Annotated in this window: 6 protein-coding genes; 2 read left to right on the forward strand and 4 right to left on the reverse strand. The window is 65.9% G+C overall.

The genetic code is table 11. From position 1 onward, the window contains the following. Window positions 1-120: 120 nt before the first annotated feature. The 4 genes from VN419_RS00020 to VN419_RS00035 all read right to left on the reverse strand — a co-directional run bounded on the left by VN419_RS00020 (window position 121) and on the right by VN419_RS00035 (window position 3478). Window positions 121-507: a RidA family protein gene (locus VN419_RS00020; RefSeq protein WP_325643112.1), complete on the reverse strand. Its 387-nt coding sequence runs from the start codon at window positions 505-507 to the stop codon at window positions 121-123. Between the two features lie 244 nt (window positions 508-751). Continuing rightward, a complete protein-coding gene (feoB, locus tag VN419_RS00025) occupies window positions 752-2941 on the reverse strand; it encodes a ferrous iron transport protein B (protein WP_325643114.1) in 2190 nt (729 codons plus the stop codon). A gap of 3 nt (window positions 2942-2944) precedes the next feature. Further along, on the reverse strand, window positions 2945-3184 hold the full coding sequence (locus VN419_RS00030) for a FeoA family protein (RefSeq protein WP_325643116.1): 240 nt from the start codon (window positions 3182-3184) through the stop codon (window positions 2945-2947). A gap of 78 nt (window positions 3185-3262) precedes the next feature. Then, window positions 3263-3478 (reverse strand): FeoB-associated Cys-rich membrane protein, encoded by a 216-nt coding sequence (locus VN419_RS00035; RefSeq protein WP_325643118.1) that lies wholly within the window; start codon window positions 3476-3478, stop codon window positions 3263-3265. Between the two features lie 212 nt (window positions 3479-3690). On the opposite strand from VN419_RS00035, the gene VN419_RS00040 reads away from it, so the two are divergent. After that, window positions 3691-3960, forward strand: a complete 270-nt coding sequence (locus VN419_RS00040) for a hypothetical protein (RefSeq protein WP_325643120.1) — start codon at window positions 3691-3693, stop codon at window positions 3958-3960. Window positions 3961-4070: 110 nt separating this feature from the next. After that, a partial coding sequence (locus VN419_RS00045; protein WP_325643122.1) for a hypothetical protein occupies window positions 4071-4894 on the forward strand: 824 nt, incomplete at its 3' end.

A 4894-nucleotide genomic window follows, 5' to 3' on the forward strand; every position in this document is an offset into this window, starting at 1 on the left:
CGGCGGTTGCGGCTCCGGCGATTCCGGCTGCGGCTGTTCCTAGAGCGGCTTTACAAAAGAACAAGGCGGCTTCCCCCAGGCATGAGGGAAGCCGCCTTTTCTTTTACTCAGGCCCAGGTTCTAGGCCAGGGCGGCGATGCAGCGGACTTCCACCTGGGCCTCGCGCGGGAGGGCGGCCACGCCGATGGCGGCGCGCGCCGGGCGGTGCTTGGAGAAGAACTCGGCGTAGACTTCGTTGAAGGCGCCGAAGTTGGTCATCTCGGTGAGATACACGTCCACGGTGACCACGCGCTCAAGGCTTGAGCCTGCGGCCTCGACAATGGCCTTGAGGTTGGTCAAAGCCTGGCGCGCCTGCGCGGCGAAGTCCTCGGGGATGATCCCGGTGGCGGGATCGCTGCCGAGCTGGCCGCTCAGGTAGACCATGTTTCCGCAGGTCACCGCCTGGCTGTAGGGGCCGATGGCGGCGGGGGCGTCATTGGTGTGGACGGTGTTCAGCTCAAGGGGCATGTGCGCTCCTGTGTTGGGGTGAAGCCCGGCCATGGATGGTGCGGGCGGCCTGGGGCCGCGCCGGGGCCGGGGCGCGCGGGATGCGCTGTTTCCCCTTCGGTATCCGGTTTGGGGGCAAAAGGGAAGGCCGGAAACCGGAAAAGCGGCCGCACAGCAGCCCGGGAGTGCCGCGCCCGGCTCCAGGGGCATCCCTGGAGCCGGAGCGCGAACGGAGGGGGAGATTTCGGCGTCGGCCCGGCTGGACTCAGGCCAGCAGGCGTGCCGCCTGGTAGATGACCACGGCCGCTACGTAAGCCAGGGCCGTGTTGAAGCTCATGGAGAAGAAGGCCCACTTCCAGCCCGCCTCCTTGGCCATGGCCACGATGGTGACCGAGCAGGGGGCGTAGAGGATGACGAAGGCGATGAGCGCAAGGCCCGCCGCCTTGGAGAAGCTCTCGTCCTGGGAGAGCATGGCCGACAGGGGCGCGGCCTCCTTGGTGTCGATTTCGCCCAGGGAGTAGGCCGTGGCCAGGGTGGACACGATGACTTCCTTGGCCGCGAAGCCGCCCAGAAGCGCGATGTTCACCCGCCAGTTGAAGCCCGCCGGGGCGGTTGCGGCCTCCAGGGCCACGCCCGCGCGCCCGGCGAAGGAATTGCGCAGCGTCGCCTCGGACTTTTCGGCCTCCACTGCCTTGGCCGCTTCCGCCACCTCGGCCGGAACCTCAAGCCCCTGGGCCTTCAGCTCCTCGGCCTTAGCCTCGGCCGTTTGCACGCGGTCCGCAAAGGCCTTGGTCTCGGCCTGGGGCAGCTGCGGGTAGGTCATGGCCGCCCAGATGAGGATGGAAATGGCCAGGATGATGGTGCCCGCCTTGCGCATGTACTCCCAGGAGCGTTCCCAGGTGTGGATGCACAGGCCGCGCAGGGTGGGCATGCGGTAGGGCGGCAGCTCCATGACGAAGGGCGTGCTTTCGCCCCGCACCACAGTGGAGCGCAGCAGCTTGGCCACGCACAGCGCGGCCACCCAGGCGCTCAGGGTCACGGCGCTCATGACCGCGGCCTCCTTGCCGGGGAAGAACGCGGCCGCCAGCATGAGGAACACCGGCACCTTGGCCCCGCAAGTCATGAAGGGCGCGGTGAGCAGCGTGGCCAGCTTCTCCTTTGGGCTTCTAAGGGCGCGCGTGGCCATGACGCCGGGCACGGCGCAGCCGCCCGCGATGCCGCCGGACACGATGAAGGGCAGAACGCTTGTGCCGTGCAGGCCGAAGATGCGGAACACGCGGTCCAGCATGTAGGCCATGCGCGCCACGTAGCCCGTGTCCTCCAGGGCGGAGAGCAGGAAGAACATGATCATGATGAGCGGCACGAAGCCCAGCACCCCGCCCACGCCGGCGATGACGCCTGACACGAGGAGCGAGCGCAGCTGGCCATCTGGCAGGGAGGCGGAGAGGCTGTCGCCCAGCCAGCTGAAGGCCCCCTGCACCCATTCCATGGGCAGTTTGCCCACGGCGAAGGTCAGGGTGTACAGCAGGTAGATGACCAGCGCCATGACCAGCGGCCCGGCGAACTGGTGCGTCAGCACCTGGTCCATGCGGTCGGAAAGGCGGATGCGCTCCACGTTGATGTTGGGATAGCGCACCACCTGCTTGGTGATGCCCGAAATGTAGCCGTAGCGGTAGTCGGCGATGATGGCGTCCGGACTGGTGCCCAGGGTCTTGCGCAGGTGGTCCGCCACCTTGGCGGAAAGGGCCTCCAGCTTGAGGGAGGTGGCCGCGTCGGCCTCGCGCCCGCGCCGGATGACGCTCGGATCGCCCTCCAGGTACTTGATGCCCACCCAGCGCGGCGGCACCTTGCCCTCCATGATGCCCTGGGCCTCCACGATGGCTTCCATCTCCTCCAGCACCGGGTCCAGGTCCGGCCCGTAGGAGATGCGCAGCGGCGTCCAGACCCCGGCGCGCTGCTGCGCCAGGGCGAGGGCGGCCTCAAGCACCTCGCGCTTGCCCTTGCCCTGCCGGGCCACGGTCTCCACCGCCGGGCAGCCGGTCAGGCGCGTCAGAAGCGCGGTGTCGATGTCCTTGCCGCGCTTGCGCACCTCGTCCATCATGTTCAGCGCCAGCACCAGGGGCACGCCCAGCTCCATGATCTGCACGGCCAGGTACAGGTTGCGCTCCAGGGCGTCGGCGTTCAGCACGCCGATGACCGCCGCGGGCCGTTCCTCGATGAGGAAGTTGCGCGCGGCCTTTTCTTCTTCGGAATAGGCGGTGAGGGAATAGGTGCCCGGCAGGTCCACCACGTCGATGGCGACTTCGCCCACGTGGGCGTGGCCCATCTTCTTCTCCACCGTCACGCCGGGCCAGTTGCCCACGTGTTGGTGCGAACCCGTCAGCGCATTGAAAAGAGTGGTCTTGCCGCAGTTGGGGTTGCCGGCAAGACCAATGGTTAAGACTTGTTCAGGCACGTGCTACTCCGCCGCTTCCACCACGATGTGGTCGGCTTCGCTGTTGCGCAGGGTCAGGGTGAAGTCGCGCAGGCGCAGGGCCACGGGGTCCTTCAGCGGAGCCTTGCCGACGACCGTAACCTCCGCCCCGGGGATGAGCCCCATGTCGCGGATTCTGCGTCCCAGTTCACCCTCGGCGCCGATGGAGCAGATGCGGAGTTTCTTGTTCACCTGCGCGCGGCGCAGGGTGTTGCAGGCTTCCATGAGAGTCTCCTTGATGGTGAAAATGCGGCGGTCGTCAGGCCGTCATGTGCCCGGTAAGCGGGCGAAGCTGTAGACCCCTCAGCGGCAGCAGCAGGAACCGCCGCCGCTCATGGGCAGGCCGGGTCCAGCGGGTTTCCCGCCTGGGAGCGGAGCAGCTCCGGACGGGCACGAGCCGCTGCACGAACAGCCGCCGCCACAACAGGAGCCTTTTCCTGTGAACTTCTGGTAGAAGCGCCAGGAAATGAGCCCCCCGGCCAACGCCAGAATCGCGTAGACCACGATGTCTTGCCACATACGCCTGTACTCCTTGTTTCGACGCGCCCACCCGGACCAGCGCCTACACCATCAAGATAGTGAAATTGAAAGTCGATGTCAAGGTCGCCATGCGCCGCCGTGCGTCCCTTGACCGTGTGCGGCACTTGAGCCAGGGGCGGATTTGTGGTTCTATCCGCCGCTACGCCGAAGAGGCGGCACAGCCGTGGAGCCAACATAGAAGGAGAGGACGCATGGGCAAACAGGCCAAACGCGAACGCAAGGAAGAAGAGGCCCAGAAGGGCACGGGCGAGGACTTGAGCCTGACTCCCGAGGACAAGCGCTTTGTCGGAACCCTCAACTATCTGGCGCGCGGCATCATCATCGGCGGGTCCGTCGCCGTCATCATCGGCTGGCTGCTGCCCGAGGCCAACATGGGCCGCATGCTGGGCCTCGGCCTCTTGTGCGGCTGCCTGGCGGGCGTCACCATGAAGAACATCCACGACAGGAAGAAAGGCGACTAGCCGCGCTGCCCGGCAAGCGGAGAGCTGGAATGTTTTTTGCTTGCATTGCAGGCGGCGGTGCGTGCCCGGTGCGCATCTGCCCTGAGTTGAAATGACGCAGGGGGATTCGGATGATATATTCTCACTCGCCCAAGGCCGTGGTGATCGCCGGTGCGCCGGCAGCGGGAAAGTCCACGGTGGCGCAGCGCATTTGCGATGAATGGGGCTGCGAGCTGTTGCGCCTGGACGGGATCAACGTGGAGATCGCCACAAAGCTGGGCATCCCGAATGTGGGGCTCCGTCAGCCGAGCGACATCATCCAGGGCGAGTACAAGTCCGTCTTTCTCCGCACGCTGCGCGAACTCCGGTACCGTAATCTCGTCCTGGAGGGATGCTGGCTCAGCCTCCAGCACATCTTTCTGGCGTTCCAGGAGGCGCTGCTGAACTGCTATGGCGACCATGTGCTTTTGAAGTGCTTCTATCTCAACCCGCCGCGGGAGGTGCGCGAGAAGCAGTACATCCTGCGGCAGGCGCAGCTTGCGAAGCAGGTGGCGAAGTCCAGGGACGACAAGACCTTGGCCCTGCTGAAGAAAGAGCACGAGAAGGGCTTTTGCGGCCGGCTGGAGCCACCTCTTCCCGGCTTCGAGCTGGTGGAGGATCCCGCGCAGATCGTCGCCTCCGTCGCGGAATTGATCGACCGAAAGCATCCGGCCCTGCGCCCCGAGCACGAGGCCCTGTACAAGGCCATCGCCGAGTCGGGCGCCTATAATCCGTTCTATCAGCGTGTAGAGGTTGGCGGGGAGGTCGTCATCGGCGGGTTCACGGACTCGGCGAAGAGCTGGGAGAACATCCTGAAACTTCAGCTTGATTTCACCGGCAAGAAGGTCTGCGACATCGGCTGCATGCTCGGCTACTTCACCTTCAAGTTCGAGGAAGCGGGTGCGCAGGCCTTTGG

Source organism: Humidesulfovibrio sp., assembly GCF_035560995.1.
In the GTDB taxonomy this organism is placed as follows: Bacteria; Desulfobacterota; Desulfovibrionia; order Desulfovibrionales; family Desulfovibrionaceae; genus Humidesulfovibrio.

What these genes read in the sequence shown, in the direction of transcription:
- VN419_RS00035 (WP_325643118.1), bottom strand. Translation starts at nt 3,478, where the DNA reads ATGTGGCAAGACATCGTGGTCTACGCGATTCTGGCGTTGGCCGGGGGG.
- VN419_RS00040 (WP_325643120.1), top strand. Translation starts at nt 3,691, where the DNA reads ATGGGCAAACAGGCCAAACGCGAACGCAAGGAAGAAGAGGCCCAGAAG.
- VN419_RS00020 (WP_325643112.1), bottom strand. Translation starts at nt 507, where the DNA reads ATGCCCCTTGAGCTGAACACCGTCCACACCAATGACGCCCCCGCCGCC.
- VN419_RS00030 (WP_325643116.1), bottom strand. Translation starts at nt 3,184, where the DNA reads ATGGAAGCCTGCAACACCCTGCGCCGCGCGCAGGTGAACAAGAAACTC.